At 26.4% G+C, this 18,049-nt stretch carries 8 protein-coding genes; 5 read left to right on the top strand and 3 right to left on the bottom strand.

What is annotated here, in order from left to right; genetic code table 11:
* Positions 1–13 precede the first annotated feature (13 nt).
* The 5 genes from GOY08_RS14935 to GOY08_RS14915 all read left to right on the top strand — a co-directional run bounded on the left by GOY08_RS14935 (position 14) and on the right by GOY08_RS14915 (position 12,978).
* Positions 14–9,616 carry a non-ribosomal peptide synthetase gene (locus tag GOY08_RS14935; RefSeq protein WP_158999728.1) on the top strand — a complete coding sequence of 3,201 codons (9,603 nt, stop codon included), beginning with the start codon at positions 14–16 and terminating at the stop codon, positions 9,614–9,616.
* 8 nt (positions 9,617–9,624) lie between these two features.
* Complete coding sequence (locus GOY08_RS14930; RefSeq protein ID WP_158999727.1) at positions 9,625–9,936, top strand: STAS domain-containing protein; 312 nt, start codon at positions 9,625–9,627, stop codon at positions 9,934–9,936.
* Between the two features lie 2 nt (positions 9,937–9,938).
* Positions 9,939–10,331 (top strand): ATP-binding protein, encoded by a 393-nt coding sequence (locus GOY08_RS14925; protein WP_158999726.1) that lies wholly within the window; start codon positions 9,939–9,941, stop codon positions 10,329–10,331.
* Positions 10,328–12,238: a SpoIIE family protein phosphatase gene (locus GOY08_RS14920; RefSeq protein ID WP_158999725.1), complete on the top strand. Its 1,911-nt coding sequence runs from the start codon at positions 10,328–10,330 to the stop codon at positions 12,236–12,238. Before GOY08_RS14925 ends, GOY08_RS14920 begins: the two co-directional genes overlap by 4 nt.
* Positions 12,239–12,333: 95 nt before the next feature.
* Positions 12,334–12,978, top strand: a complete 645-nt coding sequence (locus GOY08_RS14915; RefSeq protein ID WP_158999724.1) for a GDSL-type esterase/lipase family protein — start codon at positions 12,334–12,336, stop codon at positions 12,976–12,978.
* Positions 12,979–13,337: 359 nt separating this feature from the next.
* Here the strand turns inward: GOY08_RS14915 and GOY08_RS14910 are convergent, their stop codons facing one another.
* The 3 genes from GOY08_RS14910 to GOY08_RS14900 form a co-directional block, all read right to left on the bottom strand.
* Positions 13,338–15,254 (bottom strand): Lnb N-terminal periplasmic domain-containing protein, encoded by a 1,917-nt coding sequence (locus GOY08_RS14910; RefSeq protein WP_158999723.1) that lies wholly within the window; start codon positions 15,252–15,254, stop codon positions 13,338–13,340.
* A 2-nt stretch (positions 15,255–15,256) separates the two neighbouring features.
* Entirely contained in the window at positions 15,257–15,766 is a 510-nt protein-coding gene (locus GOY08_RS14905; protein WP_158999722.1) for a DUF3015 family protein, read from the bottom strand.
* Between the two features lie 640 nt (positions 15,767–16,406).
* The gene (locus GOY08_RS14900; RefSeq protein ID WP_158999721.1) at positions 16,407–17,870 is read right to left on the bottom strand and encodes a hypothetical protein; all 1,464 of its coding nucleotides are present in this window, start codon (positions 17,868–17,870) and stop codon (positions 16,407–16,409) included.
* Positions 17,871–18,049 lie beyond the last annotated feature (179 nt).

Below are 18,049 nucleotides of genomic sequence, written 5' to 3'. Positions count from 1 at the left end.
TGTGTGGTTTATTATGACAAATATTCATGAAATATACAATGACACAGATCTTGAAAACAAATACCATAATTCTTATATCGAATTTTTCGAACAAAATATCAGTAATTATTTGCATAAAAATGCAATTATATTCAAAAATATTAAAATAACATATTATCAATTAAATGAAAAAAGCAACAAATTAGCTCATCATTTATTAAATTTACCTGTATCACAAAATTCAAGAGTAGGCATCTATCTAGATGAATGTCCTGAAATGATAATATCTATTCTAAGTATTTTAAAATGCTCCGCAAGTTTTGTACCTATGCCAGATATTTTCCCAATGGAAAGAGTGTATGACATAATAGATAATGCCGAGATTAAAGTACTTTTGACAAAAAGAAATTTAGTTAAAAGCGAAAAAGAAAACATAATTTATATTTATTTAGATGAAATAGAAATTGAGCATTATAATAGTGAAAATATTTTTCTAAAAACAGAATTAGAAGATTGCATCTATAATATTTATACATCAGGCTCGACGGGAAAACCAAAAGGAGTCAGTCTTAGTAATAAAAATATTTTGAATTTTACGTACTATATTTTAAATAGATATGAAATAACAAAAGAGGATAATTTTTCAAAATTTGCAGGATATGGTTTTGATGCCTCCATTATTGAAATTATGCCCTCCCTCGTTTCTGGAGCATGCCTTCATATTTTAGATAAAGAAACTAAAAATGATGTTCATAAATTAAACCAGTATTTTGAAGAAAATAAAATCACTATTTGTTTCCTCCCGACCCAATTCGCAGAATTATTTATGGATGAAATTGATAATAAATCTTTACGCTGCTTATATACTGGCGGTGAAAAACTAAAAAAAGCAAAAATTAAAAACTATAAAGTATTCAATATTTATGGTCCAACTGAAACAACGGTAGCTGCTACATTTTATGAAGTCACAGATGAACATATTGAAAATATACCAATAGGAAAACCAATTGATAACTATAAGGTTTATATTGTTAATAATGAAAATCAACTATGTGATGTAGGTGAAGAAGGTGAATTATGGATTGCTGGAGAAGGTGTTGGTTTAGGATATATTGATTTACCCAGACTCAATAGTGAAAAATTTATAAAAAATCCCTTTATTTCTGCTGATAAAAAAAATAAATATACCACAGTATACAAAACAGGTGACATAGCTAAATGGCTTAGCGATGGGAATATTGAATACGTCGGAAGAATCGATTTCCAAGTAAAAATTAGAGGTTACAGAATAGAGCTTGGAGAAATAGAACAAAAAATAATTCACTATCCAACAATAAAAGAAACTACGGTATTGTCTTTAAAAGATAATATTGGTCAAGATTTTCTTTGTGCATATTATACAGCAGATGAAAAAATTGATAATGAAGTCAATTTAATTGAATATTTAAAAAAATCACTTCCTGATTATATGATTCCTCAGTATTATGTATGGCTAAAACAATTTCCAATTAACGCAAATGGAAAAGTTGATAGAAAATCCCTACCTTTCCCAATCCTACAACAAGAAGATTCAGAATTATTAATACTTCCAGCAAATGAAAAAGAGACGGCTATAGTAAATATTGTAAAAGAAATATTTAAACTAGATCAAGTTAGTTTAAATGCAAATTTTCTTGCATTAGGAGGTAATTCTCTAAAAGCATTACTTCTTCTTGCAAAAATAAGAAATCAATACGAATTAAAGATAAACGATATTTTAACCTCAATTAATTTAAAAGAAATATCAAATAAATTAATTAAAAAATCACACAAAATTGAAATAATTAAACAATATTCAAATGAATTTCTTGCTACTAATTCACAAAAAGGTATTTATTTTTCTTGGCAATTAAATAAATTATCAACTATCTACAATACTTCTGTATCATTAGAGATTAAAGCTTCTCTTAACCTAAAAAAGCTTGAACAAGTACTTAATCAAATTATCCAAGAACAAAGAATTTTAAGAACAAATTTTTACATTAAAAATGATAATGTTTATCAAGTTATTAATGAATATAAATATTTCAATTTAGACTATGAAAAAATTCAAAATAATACTATCGAGATGCATTTTAAAAATTTTATAAAACCATTTAATTTAGAAAAAGATGGATTAATACGTTTTAAATTGCTGGCTGATGATAAAGATTTAAATTACTTACTAATAGATATTCATCACATTATTAATGATGGATTTTCACAAAATCTACTTGTTAATGAAATTTTTTCAAGATATTCAGATATGGAGTCAACTCTCCATACAAATGACTACTTAGATTTTAGTATTTATCAAATTGATTTAAATAAAAATAGAGTAAAAGAATTTTGGCAAAAACAAGTTATAAATATTGAACAAACTGCAATTCCATTTGATTACCCAGAAGTTCCATTTACGCATACAGGCAACACTCTTTCAAAAAACATGTCACCTGAGATAGTTGAAAATATTCAGAAATATTGTCAACAAAATAATATTACAGAGTATTGCTTTTATTTATCAGCATTTATAATTTTAAATTACAAAATAGCGAGAAAGAATTTAATTAGTGTTGGGGGATTTTTTTCAGGTCGCTATCAGGAATCAACTCAAAACATGCTTGGAATGTTTGTTTCTACCTTGCCAATTATCACTAGAATAAATAGTAATCTATCATTAAATGAATTTTTAAAAAATGTTCAAAAAAATCTTAATTCTATTTTAGACAATCAAGATATTTCTCTTGGAGAGATTATCGAAGAATCAAATTTCTATAGCGAAAATGGAAGAAATCCTTTTTTCTCAAACGCATTTAATTTTGTTGAATTGAGTAATTTTGTAAATAAAGATTTTAAAATTAGAAATCTTAATCTATTTTTACCAAACCAGTGCCATTTTGATTTAACAGCTTTATTATTCAAAATTGAAAATAACTATGAAATTAGGTTTGAATACAATGTTGAAAGTTATAAAATTGAGAGTATTCATAGCTATTTGACTTCATATTTAGAAATTTTAAATTCAATGATTTATTCTGAAAATATTAGAGATATAAACTTTATTAGCAAATATGAGAAAGACAAGATTATTTTAGATTTCAATTCTACAAATAGAAATTTTGATTTTAAAAATAATTATGTTGAACATTTCCAAAATATTGTGGAAAAATATCCCAATAGAAATGCATTAAAATACAAAAATATTTACTTATCTTATTCAGAATTAAATTCTCTAGCTAATAATATTGCTCAGTATCTGAAAGGAAAAAATGTAAATTATAAAGATTCCATATGTTTATATTTTAATGAATCGGTCGAAATGATTGTCTCAATAATAGCTGTTTTAAAATGTTCAGCAAATTTTATTCCTATTGCTGATACATTTCCTAAAGAGAGAATTTTTGAAATTTATAATGATTCAAATGCAAAATATATTTTGACTAATAATGAATTATTTCAACTTAATTTTTCCTATGAATTAAATACTCATAATTTTATTATACTTAATTGGCAAGATCATCATAACGTATATAATTCAATAAATCCGTTTATAGAAACTAAACAAAATGATTGCCTATATAGTATCTATACTTCTGGCTCAACAGGTAAGCCAAAAGGAGTTAGCGTATCAAATATAAATGTCGTAAATTTTACAAAACATATAACAACCACTTACGAATTATCTCACCTTGATGAATTTACTAAAATTGCAGGATATAGTTTTGATGCCTCAATTTTAGAAATAATGCCTTGTTTTATTGCTGGTGGATGTCTTCATATTATTCCAAAGGATATAAAAACAAATATAGAAAGATTAAATCAGTATTTTATTGAAAATAAAATTACTTTTTCCTTCTTACCAACACAATTTGCTGAAATATTTATGAAAGAAGTAAATGAAACTTCTTTAAAATATTTATTTATTGGCGGTGATAGGCTAAAAAAAGTAAAACTTCATAACTATAAAGTTTTAAATGGCTATGGACCTACAGAAACCACTGTAGCTTGTAGTATTTATGAAGTAACAGATGAATTAATGAAACAGATTCCAATTGGCAAACCTCTTTCAAATTATAAAATTTATATTGCTGATGAAGATAACAATTTATGTCCTATAGGTGTCGCTGGTGAACTGTATATAGCTGGTCTTGGTGTCGCAATTGAATATATTAATTTACCAAAATTAAATGCTGAAAAATTTATTAAGAATCCATTTATTCATTCAACTGATGAAAATTACGATCGATATCAACGTGTTTATAAAAGCGGAGATCTTGCTAAATGGAAAGATGATGGAAATATTGAATTTATTGGACGCATTGATTCGCAAGTCAAGATAAGGGGCTATAGAATTGAGCTAAGCGAAATTGAGCAAAGACTTCTTGAACTAGAAAAAATTTCAGAATGCGTTGTAATTCCTTTGCAAATGGAAAATGATCATACATATTTATGTGCTTATTATGTCGGGGTAAATGAAATTCCTGAAATTGAGATTAAGCAATATTTGCAGCAATATTTACCCGACTATATGATTCCAGAGACTTATTTCTACATGCAAGCTTTTCCTATAAATCAAAGTGGAAAAATAGATAAAAAGAAATTACCATTACCAAATATTCAATTAGAAGAAGAAATTGCTTTACCAGAAACAGAAATAGAGACAAAATTATTCACTGAATTTAAAAATGTACTCCAAATTAAAAATATTGGAATTGATACCAATTTTTTTAGAGTTGGAGGTAATTCTTTAAAAGCCATACAAATTGTCACCCGTCTTGCAAAAGATTATGATATAGAAGTTAGTGATATTTTTCATCACAAAACAGTAAGAAATATATGTAAAAATATTAAAAAATCTAATTTAAAATATGAGATTAAAAAAACTAGTCTTCAAAAATATCCACTTACTAATTCGCAGAGAGGAATATATTTAGCATCAATTATTGACCAAAGTTCAACAATATATAATATTCCGTTAGCAATAGAAATTAATGGACGTTTGAATAAAGACAAATTAGGCGAAGCTATTGATAAGTTAATTCATAACAATAGAATTTTACGTTCAGCATTTTTTATTGAAAATAATGAAATTTTTTCAAAAATTGACGATAGTTTTTTACTGAAAAAAGATTTTCAAAAATCTAAAGAACAAGAGCTTGAACTTCTTCTGCAAGATTTCATAAAGCCTTTTGAATTAGCAAGTGCACCTTTAATTAGAATCAAATTAATACAAATTGAAAGCACTAAATTTGTTCTTTTTATAGATACGCACCACATTATAAATGATGGTTTCTCACAAAATTTAATGTTAAATGAAATTTTTCATAATTACTTTGAAAATGTAAGCAGTATAGATGAAAATAGATTAGATTACTTTGACTACGCTTTATATAGCAATGAAAATAGCATTTTAAAAAATCAAATTCTTCTTAATTGGAAAAATACAGTTGATAAAATAGAAAAAAGTCATTTACCATTTGACTTCCCAGAAAAGAATTTTAGTGATAGTGGGGATATTTATAAAATAAAAATTGAAAACTCATTATTTAATAATATAAATGTGTTTTGCCAAAATAATTCATTAACTCTTTATTCTTTATCTTTAGCAGCATATTTTATTTTACTTTATAAAGTAACAAGAAGAAAAAATCTTACAATAGGAGGATTTTTTAATGGGAGACATTTACCAGAATTACAAAATATGCTTGGAATGTTTGTTTCTACTCTACCTATATACATTGAAATAGACTCTAACTTATCAAACCTTGAATTTTTACATAAAGTTCAAGACAACATATCAGACATAATGAAGCAACAAAGTATTTCTATTGATGAACTTTCCCTACTTTCAAAAAGCAATGCAAGTGACGGTAGAAACAAATTTTTTAACAATGCTTTTAATTTTCTTGAAAATATAAAATCTGTTTACAATGATTTAAGTGTGAATATTCTTTCAATAAAAGGAAAAAACAAAGCGCACTTTGATCTCACAATAAATTGTGTTAAAGATAAGCATGATATTGAAATATCTTTTGAATATAGCATAGCTAGCTATAAAAAAGAGTCTATAGTAAAATATGCTGATTATTATTTAAATATATTACAAGATTTAATTAATCAAAATGGATTTATTAAAAATATTAATTTTATTCCAAATACTGATAAAAATTTAATTTTAGAAAGTTTTAATCCAAAATATATTAAGAGAAATTATGACAAATTATATGTTGAAAGATTTAATAATATAGTTGATAAATATCCAAAAAACAATGCAGTTATATTTAATGATAAAATTCTTACATATTCAGAATTAAATAAATATGCAAATAGTCTAGCAAATTACTTAATTCAAAACGGAGTTTCTAATAATGATAAAATTGTTTTATATTTAAAAGAATCTATTGAAATGATTTCATGCATAGTTGCAATTTTAAAAACCGGAGCTAGCTTTATACCAGTGGCCGATACTTTTCCTCTTGCTAGAGTTAAAGATATTATGGAAGGATCTAGTGCTAGATATTTAATCTCAAACTTAGAGAATTTAAGTGAATTGGCAATAAATTCAGCAAACAATTTAACACTGATAGATATTAACCAACTTAATTTAAAAAATTATAGCACAGAAAATATATCAATCAGAAATTCATCCAGCGATTTTTCTTATCATATTTATACATCAGGCTCGACAGGAAAACCTAAAGGTGTAAGTATAACACACAAAAATATAATTAATTTATGTGAATATATAATAAATAGTTTAGATTTAACTTCAGAAGATAGTTATTCTAAATATGCAGGATTTAGTTTCGATGCTTCAATGATAGAAATTTTACCACCTTTATTAGCTGGAGCATGTATCCATGTAATAAAGAAAAATTTAAAATTAGATCCAATTGAATTAAATAAATATTTTGAGAAACATAAAATAACTAATTGCGATTTTCCTACACAGTTTGCTGAAATTTTTATGCATGAAACGGATAATAAATCATTAAGAAATCTTGTTATTGGAGGAGAAAAGTTAAAAAAAATTACAAAGAGGAATTATAATATCATAAACCAATATGGACCTTCTGAAACAACGGTTACTGCAACTTCATTTACCTTTGATGGCAAAAACTACACAAATATTCCAATTGGTAAACCAATTGAAAATTTTGCAATTTATATAGCTGATCCTGACATGAATTTATGTCCAATAGGTGTAAGTGGGGAACTATGTATTGCAGGTGATGGAGTTGGTGCTGGTTATATTGGCTTACCAGAGTTAAATCAACAAAAATTTATTCAGAATCCATTTTCTAGCCAAACATATCAACAAATTCTTTATAAAACGGGAGATCTTGCGAAATGGCTCCCAGACGGAAATATAGAGTTTCATGGTCGGATTGATTTTCAAGTAAAAATAAGAGGGTTTAGAATAGAACTTGGTGAGATAGAAGCACAGCTATCCTTAATACCCGAAATTGAGGAGTGCCTTGTTTTAGCTCTGCAAGATGATAGTAAACAAGATTATCTTTGCGCGTATTATACTGCAAAAGAAAAAATTGCGGATAAGCAAATTCAGCAATTTTTAGCAAAATCATTACCTGACTATATGATTCCTGAAATATTTCATTGGATGAGTGCATTTCCAATTAATTCTAATGGAAAAGTCGATAGAAAAAATTTTCCTAAACCAAACAGAAATAATGAAACTATATATGTTGCTCCTCGAAATGCAAAAGAAAAGTTTATAGCACAAGCATTTTGTGAAGTTCTTAGCATTACCAAGCCAAGCATTTACTGTAATTTTTTCCAGAATGGAGGAAATTCACTAAAAGCTGTCCAGCTTGTCACTATTATTCAACAAAAATACGACATTAAAATAAGTGATATTTTTCAATATAAAGACGTTGAAAATATTGCTGGTAATTTAAAGGAATTTGAATCTGGGTTTAATATTGATTTTCGCTTTAAACAAATTAAAGAAATGCTTCGAGAAAATTTATTTGAAACAAAAATTAGCACATTAAGAAATTCTGAATCTCTTTATTATGACAAAGTAAATCAGTTGAAAAATTGGCAACCAAAAAGTATTACCATAAAGCAAAATGTTCTTTTATTAGGAGCGAGTGGTTTTCTAGGCTGTCATATATTACTTGAAGAGTTAAGAAAAACAGAAAATGTAATTTACGTCATAATCAGAAATAAAGGGGAAAATACAAATTCATTATTTTTTGAAACTATAAATCATTATGCAGGAAGTAATAAATTAAGCGAACTTGAAAGAGAGCGTATTCATGTTCTGCATGGAGATATTGCTATAGATAATTTTTCCCTAACTATTGGGGAGTATAAATTTTTACAAAATAAAATACATCTTGTAATAAATTGCGCTGCTAATGTAAAACATTATGGAGAGTATAGTCAATTTTATCAAGATAATGTCCAAACGGTAAATAATATTATAGATTTTTGCAGCGATAAAATTAAAATTCATCATATTTCAACGTACTCAGTTTCTATGGCAGAAAATATTGAGGAAAATGATAATAATATCTCTGATATCTTTACTGAGTATGATATCAGAGATCCAAAATATTTAGATAACTATTATTTAAAAACAAAAGCAGAAGCAGAAAAAATTATTGTAAGTAATAAAAATTTAAATGCAAATATTTATCGAGTTGGAAATTTAGTATTCAATACAGAAACAAATTTACATCAAATTAATATTGAAAGTAATGGATTTTACCAAAAAGTAAAATGCTTACTAAATATTGATTCATTATGTGAACATCCTACTGTAAATTTAGCTGAGTTATCACCTGTAAATAATACAGCCCTTGCAATTGTTTTACTTTCGCAGCAAGAAAATTTAAATAAAGAAATTTTTCATGTTTATAATCCAACAATTTATAAATTAACAGACATTTTTTCATTAAAAGAGAATACCAAACGCTTAGATCTCATTAGTATTGATGATTTTGTTGATAAAATTGCTCTATATTATAAACATAATTATACGAAAGAACTTTTAAATAACTTTTTACTCCATATGGGCTGGATAAATCTTTCAAACACAGGAGTTGCACCAAGCGTTAAAAATGACAAAACAAACCTATTCCTTGATAAATTACAATTTCAGTGGGATGAAATAAAAACAACACATTTTATTGATATGTTAGAAAATTCATACAAAAATAGAATTACAGAACTAAGCAAACTGCAACCATTTCTAAATTTAGAACGCTCTACTATTCATTTTATAAATACCTTTAGCAAGTTACGTATTTTTGAAGAAAATGAAATTATATTATCACCAAATACAAAAAATAAATCAGTATTTATTATCTTAGATGGATTTGCTCAATTGAGTATTAAATCTAAAATGGGTGGTTGGATTAGCTCAATTGGTGTTTTGTCCTCTGGTGATTTTATTGGCATAGAAAATTTATTTCCAGGATTTGCAAATAATTTAATCATAGATTCTATCTTTGATGAACTTATTTTACTTGAAATTACTGAAAATGATTTTATATATCTAAAAAATAATAGGGAAATTTTTGAAACATTTTTTAAATACTTACTAGAATCAATTAACAATAAGAACTTACTAATCTCAAATTTTGTATAGGAGAATATATGCTACAAATTGATCACACTTTAAATAATGATATTCAAAGTTTTAATTGCAGTGGAAGTTTAGATTTAGAAACCTTTGAAAATTTTGACCAATATTTTTTTGGAAATTACAACAAAAATATTGAAAAAACAGTAATTAACTTAAAAAATGTAAATTATATTAGCAGTGTCGGACTCAGAAGTCTTTTACGCTGCGCAAAGCAAGTCTATGCAGATAAAAATAAAATATTTTTAAAAGTAGAAAATGAAATGGTAAAAAATATAATTACTTTATCAGGATTTTGCAAAATCCTCCCATTTTTAGAGGACTAACTATGAAGTTTATAGTCCCAAAAAATAGAACTGAGATATTAGCCTTTTTAAATAGTATAGAAAATAAATTTGAATTAGAGAGAACAAAAAAGGCTAATCTTAGATTTGTTTTGGAAGAACTACTAACCAACAGCCTAATTCATTCGCAGAGTAATTCTCTACCACTTGAAATTTATATTGACATTATAAATGAAGATTTTTTTATCGAATACAATGATTATTCTGAAATATTTGATATATTTTCACACTACTCCGAAAATCAAAATTTGTGCACTGATATAGATGACATGCAGGAAGGAGGATTAGGTATTTTTTTAATTTTTAATTTAATAAAAAACTATGAATTTCATTATGATTATAAACAATTTAAAAATACTATGAAGTTTAACGTATGAAACCTGATTTCAAAAAAATAAACATTGATTTTGAAAGTTACTCAAAAAAAGTTATCATAAAAACAATTATTGTTTCAATAATTTTAGTAATTTTTGCCTTCATTATTCTTTTTATTAAATTATTAAGCTTTAATTTTGCGATTCAGAATGAAAACATTCAAAAAAATTCGCAAATCATAAATTATCAAATTGATTTTATATCTAAACATGTTGTTTCTTTAAAAAATTCTTTTTTATCTTTTAAACATTTAGATAGTCATTATAAATATAATCAGCATTTTAGCCATAAAGATGCTTTTAATAGATATGTTTATAATTCTCCAAATATTGGTACTTTTATTTCTTTGTATTCTCCAATGACAAGTTTTTTAGATGAATTCTCGGCACTCGAACACTTATCTGTTATGATTAAAAATTTCCAAAAAATAGACTATGTTCTTTGGACTTATTATTATTCTAAAAATAAATTTGTGTATGTTCACCCTTTTATTGAAAATCCATTGACCTATAAATTTTCTGAAAAATCATATAGTGGTGATATTCTAGAAAATACTGTAACCACTAATAAACCTTATATTTCTACAATATATGATGATTTAATTACAAAGAAAAAAGTATTTGCACTTACCGTCCCTATTTTTAAAGAAAGAATATTTCAAGGTACTTTTGCTTTAGATATAGATCTAGAAAAACTTTTCCAAAGTGTTGCTAAACTAAATGTAAATAATAAACATATCAATCTTTTTTTGGTAGACAGAAAAAATCAGCACTATTCATTAGAAAATCGAGATAGAAATACAGACTGGTTTGTCTACTCAGAACATTCTAAAATAAAATTAGGTTACAATTATAAAAATTTTCATGTCTATAATACACAAAAAATTGTAGATGGAATTGTTTTAGTCAGTACATTTTCAATTATAGATATTTTAAAAAATTCTTTACTAGACCCTAATTTAATTTACTTTGTTTTTGTCTTGGTCTTATTCTATTTATTTATCTTTTTCTTTTACTATAGATATATTAAACCACAGCATGCAATTTTAATAGGAGTATTAGAATATTTAGATTCCCGCAAAGATACGAAAGAATCTAAAATGAATGCTATTACTAAGGAAGTTTATAGGGTATTCAAGTATTTAGTGTCAGAATTTTCTGTAAAAATTAAAATTGATAATGACATAAGACATAGCAAAGAAACAATCGAATATTTTATTAAAAGTTCACATATTGAAAAAAACTTTGGCTATATGATTAATCCTGCATTTAATTTTAGTGGCGACTATGTCAGAATTTTTGATTTAGAAAATGAGTTAAAAATTTTCTTTGTAGCAGATGTTTCTGGCAAAGGGGTTGGCGCTATGATTTTAGTAAATCATATAGACATTTTTTTTAATTTTAACTTAAAATCAATTCATAGTTTAGAAAGTTTTGAAAATATTTTAAACGAATTTAATAAATATATGGTGATAAAAAATATTAATTGCAACTTTATTTCTTTTAAAGCCATTGCTGTTTGTAATAAGAGAAATGAAATATCTATTATTAATGCTGGTGCTCCTAATTTATTTTATACAGATTATAACAGTATAGTGCATGAAATTAAAAGCACTGATTCTTTTACACCAATTGGAATAAACTCAACCGAAGAATATAAATTTAGTAGGTTACAAGTAACAAACAAAATTAAGTTTTTAATTTCTACTACTGATGGTATCTTAGAACAAAAAAATAAGACAGGGATATTTTATCAAAATAGTTTTCTAGATGCCTTGCGATTTAGCATGAGTTTGCAAAGTATTGACGAAATGATTAAATTTATTTGGCAAGATTTTTTTTCTTTCATTGAAAATTATGAAAATCAATATGATGATTTTACCTTATTGATGATTCGGATGGAGGAGTAAAAATAGAAAATTAAATAATATTAATATTTTCAAATAATTACTAACTTTATTATGCAATTAAGTCTAATAAATTTATAGTCTGAGACAGGAAATAAATGAAAAGAATATTATGTTACGGTGACTCTAATGTCTGGGGATTTGTCCCTGGGAGTTTTAATAGCAATACCAAGTTAGCCACAAGACATGCCAGAGCTAATCTTTGGACAACAGTTCTTCAAAATAGACTTGGAAATACTTATGAAATATTTTCGGATGGAATAAATGGAAGGACTACTGATTTAGATGAAATTAATCCTGGTAGGCCATATAGAAATGGTCTTGATTATCTAGGCTATAGTCTTGAACTACATTATCCAATTCATTTAATTATTTTTTGGCTTGGAAGCAATGACACTAAAAAACAGTATAATCGTTCTGTCAATGAAATTAATATTGGTTTAAAAAAATTAGTAACTTTTGTAAAAAAATCTAGATTAGGAGAGAATAACTCTCCACCTAAGATTTTAATTGTTTGTCCTCCTCCAATTAAAGAAAACTCTCATCCAGAATTTAATTATGAATCAGTTATAAAATCTGGCAAGTTAGCAAAAATTTTCTATGATTTATCTATTGAAATGAATTGTGAATTCTTAGATGCAGGTATTTATATTCAAACAAGTGCAATGGATGGTATTCATTTAGATTCAGAATCTTGTTATATTATTGGCAATAAAATTGCAGATAAAATAGAATTAATTTAAATATTATATTGAATGAAAATGTATAAATTATTATGCGTACAATTGTTCCTTTTAAAAAGTAATATAAGAATTATATATTTTAAATTCATCTATAGCATTCTCAAGTGCATTAAAGAGCAGTAAATTTTTAAAAATACTTCTTCATATTTAAACTGCTTGACTTTTGGTATATGAAATAGATCCAAATTTGTTCATTTAGTTTCTTTAGCAAGCCCTCCTGCAATGTCAAGTCGTACTAGCTATAAAGAAATTTACTAAATTATAAGAAATCAAATGAATATAAATTATTTAAAAAAATTTGTTAAAATTAAATTTTATTGATAATAAATCTAAAATTACAATTAATTATTTAGCTTAAGTTAATAAAAATGCCAATAAAAACTCAACCCAGCCTGCCATTCATGCTTATGAAAGTTATAATTGTAAAAAATTTTGTTTTGTAAATTAGTAAAATATTGAATTGAAAAAGAGTTTTCAAGCAAAAAATGATCACGCCATGTACTATAAAGCACCGAATATCTCTTCATCCAGTTTACCTTACTTGAAAGCATTGAAGATTCACTAGTTTTTAAAGTAAATCCAGATAAAGTTCCTAAAGAAACTTCAAACGCATTTGCATTTTGATAAGAAAATTCGGCTTGTGAAAGTATATAAAGTTGAAATGGATTTACTAATCCTGCAAAACCAGCACCACCGGAGAAAAAATATGTCGCGCAGGAAGAATTATATGTATTTTTATCACAATCATAATCTTGATTCAAACCAAGCCTTAAATTCCAAGCAACGGGATATAAAGGAGGATTTATTGAAGGTATTGATATGATATTAACTAAATCTAATTTATTTATATACGCTTGCTTTGATACTGCTTCATAACGTAACGAACCAGAAAGCATTTCAATTTGTGATTCTCTTGAATAGCCTACAGATGGACTCTCAATGCTATGCAAAACGGGATAAATTTCTAAATCAAATAAATTTCCTAAGTAATATGAGTGCGAATAAGATCCACCCATTCTACCACCTGGTACACCTTTTTCCGGCCTGTCAGAATGGGATGGTTCTATTTTTATAGAATCCGAAATCACACCAAGCTCAGCTCTTGTAGTTAACAATTGTTTTCTAAAAACAGGATATTTTTTTGATTCTTCTGTTCCTGCTAAATTTTCTTTAAGGTCAATATATTCTGTAATTGCGTCTAATATTTTTGCTGTACTTGTTTTAGAATTTTTTTCTTTTATCGCAGAAAATATTTTTTTCTCAGATAAAATTTCAGCAAATATATTTTTTTCTTGCTTATTTAATAAAGAATACCGATAGCGAAATCTTTTTTCAGCTGATGGTCTAAAAGTTACTGACTTAATTAAATTTGGATAACTATAAACCACACGCAGGGTATCTGAAGGATTTACCCAGAGCCAAAATCTACTTGCAAAATTAAAATCATCATTTGCAGTATCAAGTAATGCTAATAAAATATAAGAGCAATTTTCATCTATATAGTAGTAATCAATACGATTATCACCAACCTCCCAAAGGCTTAAGAGCATATTTTTCGTTTGCTCTTTTGATAAATTTAATTCATATTCCCAAATATCTCGACTTTCTGAATTATTATATTCTTGTACTTTAATTGAATATGGTAATAAACTAAATTTACCTTCAAACATTCCCGTTAAACCTTTATAGGTATAACTTAAAATATTATTTGTATCTGGATTAGCTGCAAAATTTATTCCAGAATCTGTTAAGGGATCTTTTGAATTTTTGATTCGTAGAAATGTGTGGCCAAACATACTTGAAGGATTGTTTATATAAAATGAAGAAAAAACAAATACAACTCCCTCTGGATTAACAAATTCTAGCCATTTATCCAGCTCATTGCATTTTGAAACGGGAATAGTATAATATTCATCATCTAACTGTGCTTTTAGCCAAGTTAATCTGCGTGGAAACTTACAGTGAGCTGAATTTTTACTTTTAGTATCAGAGAAAAATGCTTTTATAGTTGCTTCTAGTTCAGATTGTAAATTAATTTTTCCATCTTCTGCAAGATAAAATTCTTTTCCATCAACTATCCCTTTTGGAGATCCAAAAAATTTATTTTGATAGAAAAGAATTTTTTGCCATTCTGATTTTTGTGCAAGAGAAAGAAATCTTGATTTTTCAATGAAATATTTCTCTGCACTTTGACTTTGAGAATGATTCAGAGCAAATAAGCATGAAGAATAAATTAAATTTATAATTGTAAATAAACTTTTTATTCCCAAGCTCAAAATCAGCTATTTCCTAACTTACAAGAATGAGCAAGTTGATTATTTTTTATAAGCTCGGAATTCATTTTATTTACAATTTCTTCTGGTTTATTAGAAGAAAAAATTGCGCTATAATTTGCTTGAGTAGAACTGCCAAATTCAGAAAATGAACTTGCAGGACAGCCGCTTACTGCTGCTAATCCATTTATTGAGGAACCGTTTCCTTGTGCAGCTTCTTTTTGCAAAGTAGAAAGATTAGCAGTTACGTAATCTACTTGTTGAAGATAACTTATACTTTTTGCTACCCCAGAGCCACAGTTTGAAGTACCAGAAGTTATTCCAAAAGTTTGATTACCAGAAGTTGCATTTGTAGTACCTGCTAAAATTTGGCTTCCTCTACCATTATCCGTAAATATGACAGAACCAAGCCCGCAACCAGCTATACCAGTATCCGCGCTTGCTGACATAGAAAGTGAATTTAATAAAGTTACAGCAACAATTCCTAAATACTTCTTCGAAACAAAAACTCTCATTTGCAACTCCATATGAGTAAGGTTATTTAAAACTACTGGAACAAGTATGATAAATCATACTAATACAAGCTATTTTGCGGATTTTACAAGTCTTGTCAAATTTTTAGAAAGAGAATTTCATTCATTTTTAAAATCGGTTTGTTACTAGATAAAAAATTAATTTGCTACCTTTTGGAAATACTATTTAAATAACCGACAGAATGAGTTCAAAAGTGAATAGGTAAAAAAACTCAAGTATCATAAAGAAATAGATAAAAAATCCATTAGTATAATTAGTCAGAAGAAAAGGTAATATCATTTAAAGAAGTTGGCGATAATTATGTCTACCATTTTTTACTACCAAATTATCGTGCTTCCTTTGTTTTTTTTAAGGTATAATATAAAGAAATAAAATTACATTATAAATCCCAATATAAGGAACTGCCTTAATTGGTAAAGCTTGAATATAAAAATTCCTCCTTTTCTATGCAAATTATTCACTCAAGCCAAAATGTAGTTACTTAAGTAGCCTTTTGCACAAACACTCTTTGATAGTTATTCCATAAATAGAGCCTATCTCCTCATTTTTTTCCCTGCACATATTATATAAAAATAATTATTGCGTTTATTCTGAGTTAATTTTTTTTAATATTATGTTTAACTACGATCCAGTTGTATGGAAAGCAATTCTATTTCTATCTACTTTTGAAATTAAGTAATCTTCAGATATGATTTTAATAGCTTCTTTCAAACTTAATATCTCTAATCCTATTCCTTTAATTTTTACGTTGTATTTTTCATCAGAAGAAGCTTCTGAGAGGTTTTCTAATGCTTCTCTATATGAATCTATAGGGTGAATTTTAGCCAGATCAATTGGAAATTTTTGCACAGCATCTTTTCGAATTTCATTTAATTTGTAGATATAATATGTAATTCCAACAAATGTTTCAGCTACTGTATGATAATCACTCCGTTCATAATTAGGCACCAAAAGAAGTGTTCCTAATAATTGAATATTTTTTTTAAATATTTGAAAGTCTGTAGGATTCCATAATAAAAATTTCAAATGTGGTGACTGATAACTATTTGCAAATCCAACTACAATGCTTAAAGCTAAAGGAGCCGACCCTGAAACATTTGCTCTAACGGTTAAACCTGCATTATGTGCACTATAAGTCCATGTATTTCCATATACTCCATCAATTTGACTTGTTTTGTAAAAGTTAAATTTAGGTAATCTTTTCTTTTTTATATTTTTATCATCTGATGATTCCTCAGAATCTGAAACATCAGATAAATTTTCATTATAGTCTGAGGGAAAATAAGAATCAGGATTGAGTGAAGTTGTAGTATCAAATACTTGTTCGATACCTCTATTAAATAAAGTACCAATAGTAGGAACAAGCCACTGGTAATTAAGTTGAGTTAATTCTTTAATAAAATTTGCTCTAATTTGTGTCAGAGAATTTACAGTCTCAAGAGAAGGATTAGGATCTTCAACCCAAGATGCATTAATAGATCGGTAAGCTAAAGCACAAACAAGATTTTCAAGGCCCACAATTAAAAGACTTGAAGGCATTTGGCTTGCATCAGCATCTAAAAAATTTATTATGTCGTCTATATTTTTCCAAGGAGTTCTTGCAACAAAATAACTCGAATCTTTTCTACTATTTGTATAATTTTTTTCATTTGACTTTAACCCTCCTAAAATCCAATTAAGAGTAATAGGATCATTCGGAATAAAAAGTCTTAAATTTTTATGCAATTCTTGGAGTGAAATTAAAAGCTCTTTAGAAGGATTTCGCATTACAGACCTGAGAATTTTATATGTTATATCAGCTGTATTCTTGACTTTTTCATAGTTTGCCATTTGTGCTCTATAATCTGACAATTCAATTTCTATATTTTGGTTTATGTAATTTAGAACACTTTTAGAGTTGTCTATTTTTTTTTGTCCCAAGTAATTTAGTAATGCAACAGATGCTACTAGTCTATTATCTGATGTATTTTCATTTTCCAAAACATGATTTGGTCTACTAGAGAAAGTTATTGAATAAACATTAATACTTAAACTTGTCAAAACGACACAACTAACTATAGCAGGATTAAAAGTTTTTTTTAACATAATATTTCCTTTTAAAGCAAAAATTAATTAATTATTATATTAATAAAATAATTTTAAATTATATTGTATTTTTGAATTTATTTTATTAATTGCAACATAAAAATGAAAAAATGAAGTTAAAACAACTTCATTTGTTTTAAAATTATTTTATTTATTATTTTTTGTCAATAATAAATAAA

Source organism: Pigmentibacter ruber (assembly GCF_009792895.1).
Taxonomy (GTDB): domain Bacteria; phylum Bdellovibrionota_B; class Oligoflexia; order Silvanigrellales; family Silvanigrellaceae; genus Silvanigrella; species Silvanigrella rubra.
Note: the sequence above shows the minus strand (reverse complement) of the source record. Positions and strands in the feature narration are given on the sequence as shown.